Raw genomic sequence first — 16,409 nt, forward strand, 5'->3', positions numbered from 1 at the left:
GCGCCGAATACGTCGAAGGCCCGCTCTCCCCGAACGGAGAGCGGGCCTTCGACGTCATGTCGGAAAGCTAGAAGCCGAGACGTTCCAATTGCTTGGGATCGGACTGCCAGCTCTTGGCGACCTTGACGTGCAGGTCGAGGCGCGCCTTCTGCCCGACGATGCGGTTGACGGGGGTGCGCAGCTTCTTCTTCACGGCGGTCAGGTTCCTCGCGCCCTTGCCGATGATGATCGGCTTCTGCGAGTCGCGCTCCACGTAGATGGAGACGCGCACGTCCGCCTTGCCGTCGTAGGCCTCGCCGGTCTCGTTGTCCTCCGGATAGTCGATGGAGTCGACGACGACCGCCAGCGAATGCGGCAGCTCGTCGTCCAGCTGTTCGAGAAACGCGCCGCGGATGAGCTCGGCGATCGTCTCCTCGGGACGCTCCTCGCTGATCTGCTCCTCCGGGTACATCTGCGGGCCTTCCGGCATGTGCTCGACGAGCACCTTGCGCACCTCGTCGACGTTGTCGTGCCCGAGGGCGCTCACCGGCACGATGTCCGCGAAGTCGGCGAACCCGTCGATCTCGATGAGCTTGGCGACGAGCTGCTCGCGCGTAAGCTCGTCGATCTTGGTGACGACGGCGATCAGCGGCACCTTCCACGCGAACGTGCCGTCGTCGCGCTTCACGGCGAAGTCGGAGCGCAGACGGGACAGGATGCGCTTGTCGCCGGGGCCGATCTCCTGGTCGGCGGGCAGCAGGAACGCCACCTCGTCCACGTCGGACAGGCTTTCGTCGACGATGTCGTTGAGCCGCTGGCCGAGCAGCGTGCGCGGACGGTGGATGCCGGGCGTGTCGACGAGCACGAGCTGCGCGTTCTCGGTGGTGAGGATGCCGCGGATCGCCTTGCGCGTGGTCTCGGGACGGGACGACGTGATGGCGATGCGCGTGCCGATGAGCGCGTTGATGAGCGTGGATTTGCCGACGTTCGGCCGGCCCACGACCGCCACGAATCCGGAACGGTACGGCTGCGCCCCGCGGCGGTCCGCGCCGTCGTCCGCGGTCGTGTTCTCGTTCGTCGATACGGCGGTGTCGGTCATGTCACTCCTTGGCTTGTGTTGTCGTGTCCGCGGCCCTGCCGTCGGCGTCGTCATCGGACGCCTTGGACTGCCGCTCGCCGTCTCCGGCGTTGCCATCTTCCTCGCGCCCCTCGACGTGGGCGGGCTCCACCACGATGGTGGACACCTTCTTGCGCCGGCCGGCGGAGTCGACGGCGGTGAGCCTCAATCCGCGGGTCACGGCGGAGGCCCCGACGATCGGCACGCGGCCGAGCAGCTTGGTGAGCAGCCCGTAGACGGTGTCGACGTCGTCCTCGTCGATGTCGATCTCGAAGATCTCCTCCAGGTCGGCGATGGGCGTGCGCGCCGGCATCCGCCATCTGCGGTCGCCGATCCGCTCCGGCTCCTCGCGCTGCGTGCGGTCGTGCTCGTCCTCGAGTTCGCCGACGATCTGCTCGATGGCGTCCTCGATGGTGACGAGTCCGGCGATGCCGCCGTATTCGTCGACGACGACGGCGACGTGCTGCCGGGAGCGCTGCATCTGGTGGAACAGGTCGTCGACCGGCTTGGATTCGGGCACGAGCATCGGGTCGCGCACGATGGATGCGACGGCGCGGTCGAGCGCCGCCGGATTGAACGCGGTGGCGCGCACGGCGTCCTTGAGGTAGGCGACGCCGATGAGGTCGTCGACGTCGTCGCCGATGACGGGCACGCGGGAGAAGCCGGAACGCGAGCACAGCTTGAGCATCGCCTCGAGCGTCGCGTCCTTCTCGATGCAGATCATGTCGGTGCGCGGCACCATGATCTCGCGGGTCAGCGTGTCGGACAGGGTGAGCACGTTGCGCAGCATCTCGGAGACCTCGGGGTCGAAGTCGTTCGACTCGACGAGACGGTCGATGGTGGCGCGCCCCTGCTCCTGCTGGATCTTCTCCAGCTCCTCGTCGTCGGACAGCTCCTGCGCGCGGCGGCGGCCCTCGCGCGCCGCGCCGAAGCGCAGGAACGGCGTGAGCCTCACGGCCGCGGCGACGAGACGGGAGTGTTCGATCATGATGTCGGCGGGCTTGATCGCGCCGGTCTCGCGTGGGCGGACGAACACGCTGACCACGGCGACGATGATGGCGACGACGGATCCGATGACGAGCGCGAGCCACACGCGGGAATCCCACAATCCGGCGACGATGGCGACGAGCACGCCGACGAGCACGTTGCTGGCGATGCGGAAGAACGCGCATGCGCCGGCGGTCACGTACCGGTCGGCGATGAGCCGCTGCACGCGGTGGATGCGGTCGACGCGCTTCATGCGGCTGAACTGGGTGAGCTCGCCGTCGGTCTGCGCCTCCAGCACGAGGTTGTTGAGGCTGGCGCGCGTGACCCTGCCGACCGCGCCTTCGGCGGCGGCGAGGGACAGGGACAGCCACACCATCAGCGCGGCGACGATGACGAGCGCGGCGGTGACCGCGATCAGGGTCTGTTGGGAATACTCCATCGGTGTTGCGTTTCCTTCGTGTCGACTGGCGGCGGTCAGTGGGTAATCTGGCGGCCGGAGCCGTGCTGCGCGTCGTAGGCGGCGAGCGCGTCCGCGCTGCCGGCGGGCAGCTCGACGGGCGAGCCGAGGTCGTGGCGCACGGCGATGAACGTGAGCAGCAGCTGGCGTTGCAGGCCGAACATCTGGCGTTCTTGCTGCGGGTTCACGTGGTCGTAGCCGAGCAGGTGGAGGATGCCGTGGATGGTCAGGAGCATCATCTCCTGGAGTACGCCGTGTCCGGCGGCCGCGGCCTGTTGGGCGGCGACCCACGGGCAGATGACGATGTCGCCGAGCACGCCTTCGGTCACGGTCTTGCCGTCGCCGGGGCGCAGCTCGTCCATCGGGAAGCTCATCACGTCGGTGGGGCCTTCGAGGTTCATCCAGTGCTCGTGCATCTCGGCGATGGGCTCCGGGTCGACGAACAGGATCGTCAGGTCGGACTGGGTGCTCACGCGCATCTGGTCGAGGACCCATACGCCGAGGTCGGAGAAGAGTTTCGGGTCGATGGTCCATACGGTCTCGTTGGAGACGTCAACGCTCATCGGTGTCGGTGTCCTTTCGTTCGTTCGTCGCGCCGTCCGCCGCGGCGGCGGCCTCGGTCTTCGCGCCATTCGCGCCTCTCGCGCCGTTCGCCCGCGAGATGCGTCTGTGGTCGCCGTCCATTCCCTCGTGGCGGTTGTATGCCTCGACGATCTGGCCGACGAGGCGGTGGCGCACCACGTCCTCGGCCTTCAGATGCACGAACGCGATGTCCTTGATGCCGCCGAGGATGCGTTCGATGGTGGCGAGTCCGGATCGCGGCACGGTGAGGTCGACCTGGGTGATGTCGCCGGTGATGACCATCTTCGTGTTGAATCCGAGGCGGGTGAGGAACATCTTCATCTGCTGTTCGGTGGTGTTCTGCGCCTCGTCGAGGATGACGTAGGCGTCGTTGAGGGTGCGTCCGCGCATGTAGGCGAGCGGCGCGACCTCGATGGTGTTGTCGTCCATGAGCCGTCTGAGCTGGTCGGCTCCGAGCATGTCGCCGAGCGCGTCGTACAGGGGGCGCAGGTACGGGTCGACCTTGTCGTTGAGGGTGCCGGGCAGGAAGCCGAGGCTCTCCCCCGCCTCGACGGCGGGACGCGTGAGGATGATGCGGCGCACCTGGCGGTCCTGGAAGGCGCGCACCGCCTTGGCGACGGCGAGGTAGGTCTTGCCGGTGCCGGCCGGGCCGATGCCGAACGTGATGGTGTGCGATTCGATGGCGGCCGTATAGGCGGCCTGTCCGGGGGTCTTGGCGCGTACCGGATTGCCGTTCGCGTAGGTGATGACGCCGGGCACGGCGGGCCTGCGGCGGCCGCCTTCGCCGCGGCGGCTCCTCGTCGACGCGGCTTCGACGCGTTGCAGCGTCTCGACCTCGCGGCCGTGGCCCGGGTGCGTGGCGCGCGTGCGGTTGTCGAGCACGTCCTGGTCGATCATGCGCCGCACGGTGTCGGCGTCCATGGGCGCCGTGTGGGCGGCTTCGATGATCGTGTTGACGAGTTCCTCGGCCTTCGACGCGTCGGTCTCGGTCTGTTTGGAGCGCGAGACGATGGCCACGCGGTTGCCGCGCACGATGATCGTCAGTTCGGGGAACGCCTTCTCTATCTCGCGGATCACCTCGTCCACGGGACCGAGCACGGCCACCGGGTCGAGCTGGGTGGGGATGGTGATGGTGCGTGTTGTGGTCGCCACGGATTCCTTTCCTGGAATATGGAGCGTTCGTCGGAGGGCGGGGCCTCCCGTCCGGCCGTCCGCCGGCGCGGGCCGTCCCGCTTGCCCGCTACTCGTCGAGCTTCTCGCCCGTCATCACGTGCGCGTGCACGTGGAAGACGGTCTGGCCGGCGTCGAGCCCGGTGTTGAACACGAGGCGGAACGCGCCGTGGAAGGCGTCGTCGGCGATGTGCTGGGCGACTTCGACGATGTGCGCGAGCTCGGCGGGGTCGGCGGCTGCGAGTTCGGCGACGTTCGCGTAATGCTTCTTCGGCACGACCAGCACGTGGACCTTGGCCTTGGGGTTGATGTCCTTGAAGGCGTATGTGGTGTCGTCCTCGTAGACCTTGGAGCTGGGGATGTCCCCGGCGATGATCTTGCAGAACAGGCAGTCGTCCGATGCGCTCATGATTGCTCCTTCATGCGGGCCGCGCGGCTTGGGGGCGCGCGGCCATGGTTTCCGCACCCAGCTTAGCGCGTCCCGTCACCCGCCCTCCGCATGCCGCCGGCCTCCTTCCGCCCTACGCGAAGCGTCCCAGGGCGCGGCTGAGCAGGGACAGGGCCACGGGCCCCGCGGCGGACGCCCTGAGGATGTTCGAGCCGAGCACGACGCTGTGCGCGCCCGCCCCGGTGAACGCGGCGACCTCGTCCTCGCTGATGCCGCCCTCGGGGCCGACCACCACGTAGACGGTGCGGGCCTTGGCGTCCTCGAGGCAGCGGTCCATAAGCTCGGACACGAGCCCCTCCACCGACGTCCACGTGTCGGTGGCGTCCTGGTGGAGCACGACGACCAGGTCGCCGTGCACGTTGGCGCGCAGGCACATGGCGACGATCTGCTTCGAGGAGACGCACTCCCCCAGTCCGGGCCGCCACGCGCGACGGGACTGTTCGGTGGCCGCGTCCAGCGTGGTCCGCCATTTGCGGTCGGTGCGGCCGGTCTTCCATTTGGCGATGGAACGGTCCGCCTGCCAGGGGATCACCTCGTCGACGCCGATCTGCGTGGCCATGTCGACGGCCTGCTCGTCGTGCCCGTTCTTCGCGAGCGCCTGCACGAGCGCGAGGCGGGTCACGGGCGCGGGCTCGCGCACGAACTCGCGCACCTCGGCGACGCCGTTGTCCGGGTCGTCGAGCACCGCGGTGACGCGCAGACCCCGGCCGTCGGACAACTGGAGCTCGTCGCCGGCCTTGAGGCGCATCGACTGCACCGCATGCCGTCTGACCTGCGCGGGCAGCGTGAGCTTCCACCCGGCGTTGAGCTCGTCCGAATTCACGGGGACGTCGTCATGGTCGGAATCCAAGAGGAACAGGGCTTTCGTCATGCCCACAAGGCTATCAGCCTCACCGCGACACGCCGGTGATTGCGCAAGCCTGGAAACCGTGTATTGTAATCACTCGTTGCTTCACAGCGACAACGCACCTGCCCGGGTGGCGGAATGGTAGACGCGCTAGCTTGAGGTGCTAGTGCCTATTTTTTAACGGGCGTACGGGTTCAAGTCCCGTCTCGGGCACCAACGAAAACCCCTTGGAGACAAGGGGTTTTCTTGTATCTGCATGCAAGTCGTCCCCGCATCCCGGCGATGCGGCCCGCCACACTCATCACATCATCACAGGAGGCACCCGCCATGCGTTTCGTCCATCTGGAATCCATCGACGACGAACGCGTGTCCGCCTACGTCAATCTCACGGAGATCCAGCTGCGCAACCGTCTCGAACCGGCCAAGGGCCTGTTCATCGCCGAATCGCCGAAGGTGATCGACCGAGCGTTGGCGGCGGGGCGCGAACCCATCTCCCTGCTCGTCGAGGAGCCGTGGATCGAGGGCATGGCCGACACGTTCGACGCCATCGACGCGCGGTGGGGCGCGGACGTCCCCGTCTACGTCGCCTCCCCCGAACAGCTGAGGCGTCTCACCGGCTACCGTCTGCACCGCGGCGCGCTGGCGGCGATGCGCCGCTGGCCGCTGCCCTCCGTCGCCGACGTCTGCCGGGACGCGCGCCGCGTCGCCGTGATGGAGAACATCGTCGACCATACAAACGTCGGCGCGCTGATGCGCTCCGCGGCCGCGCTCGACGTGGACGCCGTGCTCGTCACCCCCTCCTGCGGCGACCCCCTGTACCGCCGCGCGGCCCGCGTGTCGATGGGCACCGTCTTCCAGATCCCGTGGACGCGCATCGGCGGCGAGGACAAGCGCTACTGGCCGTTCCAGGGCATCGACGAGCTGAAGTCCCTCGGATTCACCACCGTCGCGATGGCGTTGGAGGACGATTCGATCAGCCTCGACGAACTGACGCGCCGTCTCCACGCCGACGCCTCCGACCCCGACCGCATCGACCGCCTCGCGCTCATCTTCGGCACCGAAGGCGACGGGCTGTCGCGCCACACCATCGCCCGCGCCGATCTGACGGTGAAGATCCCGATGAGCCACGACGTCGACTCGCTCAACGTGGCCGCCTCCAGCGCCGTCGCCTTCTACGCCACGCGCATGCGCTGACGCGACGCGCTGGACACGATTCGGGCGTGTCGCGGTTTTTGTGCAATCATTGTCATTGTGAGTCCGGAGCGAGGAAGCCCGGGCCCGAACCCGAGCGCGGCGCCGAAGGGCGCTGTTGGTTGTTGAGAGGAGCAACACGACAATGGCCAAGAACAAGCAGAAGATTCTGTCGATAGTGTTGGCGGGCGGCGAGGGCACCCGACTGATGCCGTTGACTCGCGACCGCGCGAAGCCGGCCGTCCCGTTCGGCGGCGTGTTCCGCCTCATCGACTTCCCGCTGTCCAACCTGGTGAACTCCGACTACCGCCACATCGTCGTGCTCACCCAGTACAAGTCGCACTCGCTGGACCGTCACATCTCCCAGATGTGGCGCTTCTCCTCGCTGCTCGGCAACTACGTCTCCCCGGTCCCCGCGCAGCAGCGTCTCGGCAAGCACTGGTACCTGGGCTCCGCGGACGCCATCTACCAGACCATCAACATCATCGAGGACGTCCAGCCGGACATCGTCGTGATCGTCGGCGCCGACCACGTCTACCGCATGGACTTCGGCCAGATGGTCGAGCAGCACATCGAGTCCGGCGCGGAGTTCACCGTGGCCGGCATCCGCCAGCCGATCGAACAGTCGAAGCAGTTCGGCGTGATCGACGTCGACCCGAACCACCCGAACCAGATTAAGAGCTTCCTGGAGAAGCCGGAGACCTGCGCGGGCCTTCCGGACGACCCGAACTCGTTCCTCGCCTCCATGGGCAACTACGTGGCCAACACGGACGCCCTGTTCGACGCGCTCGCCAAGGACGAGAAGAACGAGAACACGAAGCACGACATGGGCGGCGACATCGCCCCGTACTTCGCCGCGCGCGGCGAGGCCGGCGTGTACGACTTCAACTCGAACGAGATCCCGGGCTCGACGCCCACCGACCACGCCTACTGGCGCGACGTGGGTACGATCAAGCAGTTCTACGACGCGCACATGGACCTGATCGCCTACGTGCCCGAGTTCAACCTGTACAACCAGGCCTGGCCGATCTACACGAACTCCGGCACCCTGCCGCCGGCCAAGTTCGTGCACGCCGGCCGCGACCGTCTCGGCCACGCGACCGATTCGATCGTCTCCCCCGGTGTGATCGTCTCCGGCGGCGAGGTGCATCACTCCGTGCTGTCGCCGAACGTGCGCATCCACTCGTGGGCTCAGGTCGTGGACTCCGTGCTGTTCGACGGCGTCGTCGTGAACCGTCGCGCTCGCGTGTACAAGGCCATCCTCGACAAGAACGTCGTGCTCACCGAGAACTCGACGGTCGGCATCGACACCGAGCATGATCTCGCCCGTGGCTTCACCGTCACGCCCGAGGGCATCACCGTCGTCCCGAAGAACACCATCGTCGACGACTGACGGTCCTTCCAAAGACGCAAAGGAGGCCCCGAACCGGTTCCCGGTTCGGGGCCTCCCCGTATTCCGGCCGGCGGGCCGGAGTCGGCAGTTCAAATCAGGATCAGTACTTCGGCAGGTTGTCGAAGTTGAAGCCGAGGGCGGCGAGCTGCTCGCGCCCCTCCGGCGTGATCTTGTCCATCGTCCAGCGCGGCTGCCACGTCCAGTCGATGCGGAACTCCTCGACGAGGCCGGCAAGCGTGCTCGCGCACTCGTCCTCGATGAGGTCGGTCAGCGGGCAGGCGGGCGTGGTGAGCGTCATCGTGATGATCGCACGTCCGAGGTCATCGATCTCGATGCCGTAGACGAGACCCAAGTCGATGACGTCGATGCCGAGCTCCGGATCGATGACCTGGTGCAGCGCCTCGCGCACATCCTCCGCGGTGGCGCGGCCGATGTCGTCGACGAACTTCAGCGGGATGTGGCTGTCGTCCGACTCCGCGTCGTCGCCGTGGCCGCATTCGCTCTTCTTGTGGCGTCCGCATGCGCACATCTCGTCGTCGCCGGAGGTCGGCTCGGCGGGATGTCCGTTCGGGAAGCCCTTGGCGAGGGCCGGGTTGGCCATCACGCGGCGGGCGGCCTCCTCGTCCTGCAGCACGTCGTTCACCGCGTCGAACACGCTGGGCTGGGGTTCGGGCACGAGATTATCGCTCATAGTTCACTCCAAAATCGTCGGGTCGTATCCACTGTACGCGTCGCCCATGGCTTTTCGCCCTCGGCGACGCGTACACGTATGGGGAAATATGGGGAGGCGTCACCGCTTGGCGGCCAACGCCTTGGCGACGGAATCCTTGAGGCCCTCCCAGGCGAGCAGCGCGCACTTGATGCGCATCGGATACTTGGACACGCCTTGGAAGACGATGCCGTCACCGAGCGACTCCTCAAGATCGTCGTCGCCGAGACCCTTGCCTCGCGATTCCATGAGCTTGTGGAATGTGTGTTCGAGCTCCATGGCCTCGTCCACGGTCTTGCCGTCGACCAGGTCGACCATGACGGACAGGCTGGCCTGGGAGATGGAGCACCCCTGGCCGTCCCACACGACGCGTTCGATGGTGTGCGGCTCCTGGTCGGAGACCTCCACGTGCACGGTCGCCTCGTCGCCGCAGGTCGGGTTGAACTGGTGGGATTCGCCGGGCGTGCAGTATTCGTGGCTCGCGCGCACCACCGTGTCGCCGGACGCCTGCGCGCCGGCCCCCTCCTTGGTGAGGTCCGCCGCGAAATGCTCCTTGCCGTGCGGGTTCTTCGCGGCCTCGAGGATGACCTCCTGGTACATCTGCTCGAGGTCGTCGCCGCTCATGCCGTAATCGTTCATAGTTTCCTTATCGTATCGTCCCCTCGGACAGACGTGGACGGTGCGGAGTCGCGGACTCCGGGCGCCACGTCAGGCCCCGAAGAACTTCCGGATGCCCTTCGCCGCCTCAACGAGCGACTGCGCGTCCTCGACGGTGTTGTACACGCCGGACGAGGCGCGGTTGGAGGCGTACAGGCCGAAGTGGCGGTGCACGGGCTGGGCGCAGTGGTGGCCGACGCGGATGGCGATGCCCTGCGCGTCGATATACTGGCCGACGTCGTGCGGGTGCACGCCCTTGACGTCGAACGCGACGGTGCCAATGCGGTCCACGTTCTCGCGGGGGCCGAGGATGCGGATGCCGTCGATGTCGCCGAGCTTGAGCAGTTCGGCGGCGATCGTGCGCTCATGCGCCTCGATGTTCTCGAGTCCGATGTTCATCATCCATTCGGCGGCGACGCCGGCGGCCACGATCTGCGCGACCGGCTGCGTGCCGGCCTCGAAGCGGGCCGGCGGCTCCATGTACTGGGCCGGCTGGTCCATCCACGCGAGCTCGACCATCGATCCGCCGAAGTTGGCCGGCGGCAGCGCTTCGAGCAGTTCGCGCCTGCCGTACAGGAAGCCGACGCCGGTGGGGCCGTACATCTTGTGCGCGCTCCACGCGGCGAAGTCGACGTCCAGCGCGTGGAAGTCGACCTTGAGGTGCGGCACCGACTGGCAGGCGTCGAGGATGAACACGGCGCCCACGGCGTGCGCGCGGGCGACGATCGGCGCGATGTCGGTGATGGCGCCGGTCGTGTTGCCCACATGCGTGACGGCCACGACCTTCGTGCGTTCGGTGATGACCTCGTCGAGATCGTCGGTGCGCACGCGGCCGTCCTCGGTCAGGTCGATCCACTTGAACGTGGCGCCGGTGCGGTAGGCGAGCTCCTGGAACGGCAGCAGCACCGAATGGTGCTCCGCCTTCGAGACGACGATCTCGTCGCCCGGCTTCAACGCGAAACGCTTGGCGGCCGCTCCCCCACGGCCGAGCGACGCGTTGCCGAACGCGGTGGCCAGCAGGTTCAGGCCCGCCGTGGCGCCGCCGGTGACGACGATCTCCTCGTTGCCCTCCTCGGCATTCGCGCCGACGAGACGCGCGACCTTCGCGCGCGCCTCCTCGAACGCCACCGTGGAACGCGCCGCGAGTTCGTGGGCGCCGCGGTGCACGCCCGCGTTGATCGTGCGGTAGAAGTCGCTCTCCGCGTCGATCACGCACTGCGGCTTCTGCGAGGTGGCCGCCGAGTCGAGGTACACGAGCGGATGCCCGTGGATCTCCTGGTCCAGAATCGGGAATTCATCCCTGATCGCTGCGAAATCAACCATTGTCATTTCCCCCATTTCGTGACATTCACATGCGTTCCGCCGACTCCCACGGCTCCGCTGGAACCGTGAAAGCCGGACGGAACCGGCTGTCCGCCGATGTCAGGCGAGTGCGGACTCGGAGTCCGCGCCCTCCGGCAGGTACGCGTCGTAGCCGTTCTCCTCGAGCTCGTCGGCCAGCTCCGGGCCGCCGGTCTTCACGAAGTGGCCGTCGGCGAACACGTGCACGATGTCCGGCTTGATGTACTTGAGGATGCGCGTGTAGTGCGTGACCATGAGGATGCCGAACTGGTTGGCCTCCTTGGCGCGGTTCACGCCTTCGGACACGATGCGCAACGCGTCCACGTCGAGGCCGGAGTCGGTTTCGTCGAGGATGGCGAACTTCGGCTTGAGCAGTTCGAGCTGCAGCACCTCGGCACGCTTCTTCTCGCCGCCGGAGAAGCCCTCGTTGACGGAGCGCGTGGCGAACTTCGGATCCATCTTGAGGCGCTTCATCGCGGCGGACAGCTCCTTGGTCCACGTGCGGATGGACGGCGCCTCGCCGTCGACCTCGGTCTTCGCGGTCCTGAGGAAGTTGGTCATGGAGACGCCGGGCACCTCGACCGGGTACTGCATGGCGAGGAACAGGCCCGCCTTGGCGCGCTCGTCCGGGGTCATCTTGAGGATGTCCTGGCCGTCGAGCAGCGCCTCGCCGGAGTCGACCACGTACTTGGGGTGGCCGGCCAGCGTGTAGGCGAGCGTGGACTTGCCGGAGCCGTTGGGGCCCATGATGGCATGGGTCTCGCCGGAGTTGACGGTCAGGGAGGCGCCCTTGAGGATCTGCTTGGTGCCTTCCTTGGTTTCGACGTGGACGTAGAGGTCCTTGATTTCGAGAGTGGACATTGGTTCTCCTAACAGTCCGAAAAGTCTTGGGTTACTTGTCTTCCAGCACCTGCGCCATGGCCGCGTCCTCGCCGCGCGCCAGTCGGCGGTCGATGACGTCCATGAGATGGTCGGAGACGGCGGGGATGCCGATCTCCTCGACGAGTTCGCCGAAGAAGCCGCGCACGACGAGCTTGCGGGCCTCGGCCTCCGGGATGCCGCGGGATTCGAGGTAGAACAGCTCCTCGTCGTCGAAGCGGCCCACCGAGGAGGCGTGTCCGGCGCCGATGATGTTGCCGTTCTCGATCTCGAGGTTCGGCTCGGAGTCGGCGATGGCGCCCGGCGTGAGCACGAGGTTGCGGTTGAGCTCGTACGAGTCGGTGCCGGGGGCGGTCGGCTCGATCAGGGCGTTGCCCACCCACGTGGAGTGCGCGCCCTTGCCGTCGAGCGCGCCCTTGTAGACGACGCGGCTCTTGCAGTCGGGATGGTTGTGCACCACCATCGTGCGGTGTTCGATGTGCTCGCCCGGGTCGACGAAGTAGATGCCGAGCATGTTGAGCTCGCCCTGCTCGCCGCCGAAGTCCTGGTCCATGCGGATGCGCACCACGTCGCCGCCGAGCGTGACGACGGAGTGGCGCAGGGACGCGCCCTCGCCGACGTGGATGCGGTGGTTGCCGACGTGCTTGGCCGTGCGGTCCCACTCCTGGATGAACGTGGCCGAGACGTGCGAGTCCTTGCCGGTCGTGATCTCGACGCCCTCGGCGAGGCGCGCGTCGCCGTCGTGTTCGACGACGACGTCCGCGTGCGCGCGGTCCGCGGCGTCGATGACGAGATGGAACGCGTCGAGGTCCTCGCCCGCGCCGTGCACCTTGACGAGCACGGGCCGGGCGATCTCGCCGTCGAGGCGCAGGATCGTCGCCGTGGAGCCGGAGTTCCATTCGACGGCGGAGACGCGGTCGTTCGGCTTGGAGACGGTGCCGGACGCGCCCTCGCCGAGCCTGACCTGGCTGAGCGTGACGCCCTCGGCCAGCGGGGAGCCGTCGATCATCGACACTTCGATCTCGGTCTCGCCGGAGGGCGTGAACACGTCGAAGAACTCGCCGATGCGGTCGATCGGCGTGTAGCGCCAGTCCTCCTGGTCGCGCGTGGGCACCGGGAACGCGGACACCTCGAAGGAGCGGGGCGCGCGGTCGGCGCTGGACGGCATGGCCGCCGGGATCTTGTACGGGTCGTTCGGGTCGGCGACCGGGATGTTCAGTTCCGCCGCCTTGTTTTCGGTTTCGGCCATGGGATCAGCCCACCGATCCTTCCATCTGCAGTTCGACGAGTCTGTTGAGTTCGAGCGCGTATTCCATCGGCAGCTCGCGGCTGATCGGCTCGACGAAGCCGCGCACGATCATGCCCTGCGCCTCCTCCTCGGACAGGCCGCGGCTCATCAGGTAGAACAGCTGGTCCTCGGAGATCTTGGAGACGGTGGCCTCGTGGGCCATGGAGACGTCGTCCTCGCGCACGTCCACATGCGGGTACGTGTCGGAGCGGCTGAAGTCGTCGACGAGCAGCGCGTCGCACACGGTCGAGTTGGAGGAGCCCTCCGCGCCCTTGACGATCTTGACCAGGCCGCGGTAGGCGGAACGGCCGCCGCCGCGCGAGATGGACTTGGCGACGATCGTGGAGCTGGTGTGCGGGGCGAGGTGGATCATCTTCGCGCCCGTGTCCTGGTACTGGCCCTTGCCGGCGAAGCCGAGCGACATGGTGCTGGCCTTCGCGTACGGCTCGGCGAGGATGCAGGCCGGGTACTTCATCGTGGCCTTGGAGCCGATGTTGCCGTCCACCCATTCCATCGTGCCGCCCTCGCGCACGTAGGCGCGCTGAGTGACGAGGTTGTAGACGTTGTTCGACCAGTTCTGCACGGTGGTGTAGCGCACGCGCGCGTGCTTCTCGACGATGATCTCGACGATGGCGGCGTGCAGCGAGTCCTCGGACCAGATCGGGGCGGTGCAGCCCTCCACGTAATGCACGTAGGAGCCTTCGTCCGCGATGATGAGCGTGCGCTCGAACTGGCCCATGGCGGGCGTGTTGATGCGGAAGTACGCCTGCAGCGGGATGTCCACGTGCACGCCCTTCGGCACGTACACGAACGAGCCGCCGGACCATGCGGCGGTGTTGAGCGCGCCGAACTTGTTGTCCTCGGGCGGCACGACGGTGCCGAAGTACTTCCTGACGAGGTCCGGGTATTCGCGCACGGCGGTGTCCGTGTCGACGAAGATGACGCCCTGCTTCTTCAGGTCCTCCTGGATGGAGTTGTAGATGACCTCGGACTCGTACTGGGCGGCCACGCCGGAGACGAGACGGTTCTTCTCCGCCTCCGGGATGCCGAGGCGGTCGTAGGTGTTGCGGATGTCGTCCGGCAGCTCCTCCCACGACTTCGCCTGCTTCTCGATCGGCTTGACGTAGTACTTGAAGTCGTCGGCGTTGAAGCCCGACAGGTCGACGCCCCACTTGGGCATCGGCTTGTCGAGGAACGCCTTGAAGCCGCGCAGACGCATGTCGAGCATCCACTCGGGCTCGCCCTTGTCGGCGCTGATGTCGCGCACGACCTGTTCGTCGATGCCTCGCTTGGCGGCCTCGCCGGCCGCGTCGGAATCATGCCAGCCGTAGCTGTAGTCGCCGAACTGCTGGATGATCTCGTCATCCTGTCTGATCTTCTCCTCGTTGACGCGGGATCGATCGGCCACGTACTGGCTCATCTCCACGTCAGCGGCGGCGTTTGGCGCTTGTGTTTCGCTCACCATCCTGCCTTCCGTTGGTCACAACATTCCTACGTCAACGTAGCAGAACCCCTGCGCGAACTCCACAGCCGACACCGCATGTCGGCTGTGGATGAACGTGAGCTTGGTTACGGGAGGGCGGATTGCACGCCCAAAGCCGCGGATACGCGAAGGCGCGCCATGACCGGGACGGTCACGACGCGCCATGCGGAACGGGCCGGCTACGGGGCTGCGGTCGCAGCCCGCGCCCCGCCCGGCGGTCAGCGTTCGCGCTGGTGGTCGAGCGCGGCCTTGACGAGGCCGGCGAACAGCGGGTGCGGCTTGGTCGGGCGGCTCTTGAACTCCGGATGCGCCTGGGTGGCCACGTAGAACGGGTGGACCTCCTGCGGCAGTTCGACGAACTCGGTGAGCTCGCCGTCCGGGCTCTGGCCGGAGATCCGCAGGCCGCCTTCGCGCAGGCGGTCCTTGTAGGCCACGTTCACTTCGTAGCGGTGGCGGTGACGCTCGGTGACGTGCGTGGAGCCGTACAGCTCGGCGACCAGCGAACCCTCCTCGAGGTCGGCCGGGTAGGAGCCGAGACGCATGGTGTGGCCCATGTCGCCCTTGCCGGCGACGATGTCCTTCTGCTCCTCCATCGTGGCGATGACCGGGTTGACGCAGTCCGGCTCGAACTCGGTGGAGTTCGCGTCCTCGATGCCGAGCACGTGGCGGGCGTATTCGATGACCATGGACTGCAGGCCCAGGCACAGGCCGAGCGCGGGCAGCTTGTGCTCGCGGGCGAACTTGAGGGCGCCGATCTTGCCGTCGATGCCGCGGATGCCGAAGCCGCCGGGCACGACGATGCCGTCGACCTGGTCGAGCGCGGCGGCCGCGCCCTCCTCGGTCTCGCAACGGTCGGCCGCCACCCACTTGACGTTCACCTTCGCCCAGTTGGCGAAGCCGCCAGCCTTGATGGCCTCGGTGACGGACAGGTAGGCGTCCGGCAGGTCGATGTACTTGCCGACGATCGCGATGTTGACCTCGTGCTTCGGGTGGTGGACGCGTTCGAGCAGGTCCGCCCACTCGTCCCAGTCGACGTCGTGGAACGGCAGTCCGAGCTCGCGCACCACGTACGCGTCGAGGCCCTCGTTGAACAGGATCTTCGGCACGTCGTAGATGCTGGGCGCGTCCACGCAGTTGACCACGCCCTCCGCGTCCACGTCGCACATGAGGGAGATCTTGTCCTTGATGGACTGGTTGAGCGGACGGTCGGAGCGCAGCACGAGCGCGTCCGGCGTGATGCCCAGCTGGCGCAGCATCATCACGGAATGCTGGGTCGGCTTGGTCTTGAGCTCGTGGGCGGCGGAGATGTACGGCACGAGGGAAACATGCACGAACATGCAGTTCTCCTGGCCGAGTTCGCGGCGCACCTCGCGGGCCGCCTCGAGGAACGGCTGGGATTCGATGTCGCCGACGGTGCCGCCGATCTCGGTGATGATCACGTCCACGTCGTCCGCGGCCTGGGCGCGCATGCGGGACTTGATCTCGTTGGTGATGTGCGGGATGACCTGCACGCACTGGCCGAGGTACTCGCCGGCGCGCTCCTTGCGCAGCACCTCCTGGTAGATCTGACCGGTGGTGACGTTCGCCTTCTGCGAAAGGAACACATCGAGGAAGCGCTCGTAGTGGCCGATGTCGAGATCCGTCTCGGCGCCGTCCTCGGTCACGTACACCTCGCCGTGCTGGAACGGGTTCATCGTGCCCGGATCCACGTTGATGTACGGGTCGAGCTTCTGCTGCAGCACATGCAGACCGCGGGAACGCAGCAGACGGCCGAGCGAGGACGCCGTCAGGCCTTTGCCGAGGGAGGAGACCACGCCGCCGGTGACGAAGATGTGCTTGGTGACGTGCTCTTGCGAATTGCCATGTGTTCTTCTAACCATG

15 protein-coding genes and 1 tRNA gene are annotated in these 16,409 nt (G+C 67.0%); 3 read left to right on the plus strand and 13 right to left on the minus strand.

What is annotated here, in order from left to right:
• Positions 1-67 precede the first annotated feature (67 nt).
• The 6 genes from era to Uis4E_RS10505 form a co-directional block, all read right to left on the minus strand.
• Positions 68-1,078, minus strand: coding sequence for a GTPase Era (gene era, locus Uis4E_RS10480; RefSeq protein ID WP_101623083.1), 1,011 nt, complete (start codon positions 1,076-1,078; stop codon positions 68-70).
• 1 nt (position 1,079) lies between these two features.
• Entirely contained in the window at positions 1,080-2,522 is a 1,443-nt protein-coding gene (locus Uis4E_RS10485; protein ID WP_101623084.1) for a hemolysin family protein, read from the minus strand.
• A 35-nt stretch (positions 2,523-2,557) separates the two neighbouring features.
• Positions 2,558-3,103, minus strand: a complete 546-nt coding sequence (ybeY, locus tag Uis4E_RS10490; RefSeq protein ID WP_101623085.1) for an rRNA maturation RNase YbeY — start codon at positions 3,101-3,103, stop codon at positions 2,558-2,560.
• Positions 3,093-4,274, minus strand: coding sequence for a PhoH family protein (locus Uis4E_RS10495; RefSeq protein ID WP_101623086.1), 1,182 nt, complete (start codon positions 4,272-4,274; stop codon positions 3,093-3,095). The genes ybeY and Uis4E_RS10495 overlap by 11 nt, the downstream gene beginning before the upstream one ends.
• A gap of 88 nt (positions 4,275-4,362) precedes the next feature.
• Positions 4,363-4,701, minus strand: coding sequence for a histidine triad nucleotide-binding protein (locus Uis4E_RS10500; protein ID WP_101623087.1), 339 nt, complete (start codon positions 4,699-4,701; stop codon positions 4,363-4,365).
• 112 nt (positions 4,702-4,813) lie between these two features.
• Positions 4,814-5,611 carry a 16S rRNA (uracil(1498)-N(3))-methyltransferase gene (locus Uis4E_RS10505; protein WP_101623148.1) on the minus strand — a complete coding sequence of 266 codons (798 nt, stop codon included), beginning with the start codon at positions 5,609-5,611 and terminating at the stop codon, positions 4,814-4,816.
• 100 nt (positions 5,612-5,711) lie between these two features.
• On the opposite strand from Uis4E_RS10505, the gene Uis4E_RS10510 reads away from it, so the two are divergent.
• The 3 genes from Uis4E_RS10510 (at position 5,712) to glgC (ending at position 8,171) form a co-directional block, all read left to right on the plus strand.
• A tRNA-Leu gene (locus tag Uis4E_RS10510) sits at positions 5,712-5,803 on the plus strand.
• Between the two features lie 111 nt (positions 5,804-5,914).
• The gene (locus Uis4E_RS10515) at positions 5,915-6,781 is read left to right on the plus strand and encodes a TrmH family RNA methyltransferase (protein ID WP_101623088.1); all 867 of its coding nucleotides are present in this window, start codon (positions 5,915-5,917) and stop codon (positions 6,779-6,781) included.
• 142 nt (positions 6,782-6,923) lie between these two features.
• Entirely contained in the window at positions 6,924-8,171 is a 1,248-nt protein-coding gene (glgC, locus tag Uis4E_RS10520; protein WP_101623089.1) for a glucose-1-phosphate adenylyltransferase, read from the plus strand.
• Between the two features lie 100 nt (positions 8,172-8,271).
• On the opposite strand, the gene Uis4E_RS10525 is transcribed toward glgC, so the two are convergent.
• The 7 genes from Uis4E_RS10525 to Uis4E_RS10555 all read right to left on the minus strand — a co-directional run bounded on the left by Uis4E_RS10525 (position 8,272) and on the right by Uis4E_RS10555 (position 16,408).
• Positions 8,272-8,862 (minus strand): metal-sulfur cluster assembly factor, encoded by a 591-nt coding sequence (locus Uis4E_RS10525; RefSeq protein WP_101623090.1) that lies wholly within the window; start codon positions 8,860-8,862, stop codon positions 8,272-8,274.
• Positions 8,863-8,961: 99 nt separating this feature from the next.
• Positions 8,962-9,519: a Fe-S cluster assembly sulfur transfer protein SufU gene (sufU, locus tag Uis4E_RS10530; protein WP_101623091.1), complete on the minus strand. Its 558-nt coding sequence runs from the start codon at positions 9,517-9,519 to the stop codon at positions 8,962-8,964.
• Between the two features lie 69 nt (positions 9,520-9,588).
• Positions 9,589-10,860 carry a cysteine desulfurase gene (locus Uis4E_RS10535; RefSeq protein WP_101623092.1) on the minus strand — a complete coding sequence of 424 codons (1,272 nt, stop codon included), beginning with the start codon at positions 10,858-10,860 and terminating at the stop codon, positions 9,589-9,591.
• Positions 10,861-10,959: 99 nt separating this feature from the next.
• On the minus strand, positions 10,960-11,739 hold the full coding sequence (gene sufC, locus Uis4E_RS10540; protein ID WP_034528082.1) for a Fe-S cluster assembly ATPase SufC: 780 nt from the start codon (positions 11,737-11,739) through the stop codon (positions 10,960-10,962).
• 31 nt (positions 11,740-11,770) lie between these two features.
• On the minus strand, positions 11,771-13,006 hold the full coding sequence (gene sufD / locus Uis4E_RS10545) for a Fe-S cluster assembly protein SufD (protein ID WP_101623093.1): 1,236 nt from the start codon (positions 13,004-13,006) through the stop codon (positions 11,771-11,773).
• Between the two features lie 4 nt (positions 13,007-13,010).
• Complete coding sequence (gene sufB / locus Uis4E_RS10550) at positions 13,011-14,510, minus strand: Fe-S cluster assembly protein SufB (protein WP_034528076.1); 1,500 nt, start codon at positions 14,508-14,510, stop codon at positions 13,011-13,013.
• Positions 14,511-14,746: 236 nt separating this feature from the next.
• Complete coding sequence (locus Uis4E_RS10555; protein ID WP_034528073.1) at positions 14,747-16,408, minus strand: CTP synthase; 1,662 nt, start codon at positions 16,406-16,408, stop codon at positions 14,747-14,749.
• Position 16,409 lies beyond the last annotated feature (1 nt).

The organism is Bifidobacterium parmae (genome assembly GCF_002860365.1).
GTDB lineage: Bacteria > Actinomycetota > Actinomycetes > Actinomycetales > Bifidobacteriaceae > Bifidobacterium > Bifidobacterium parmae.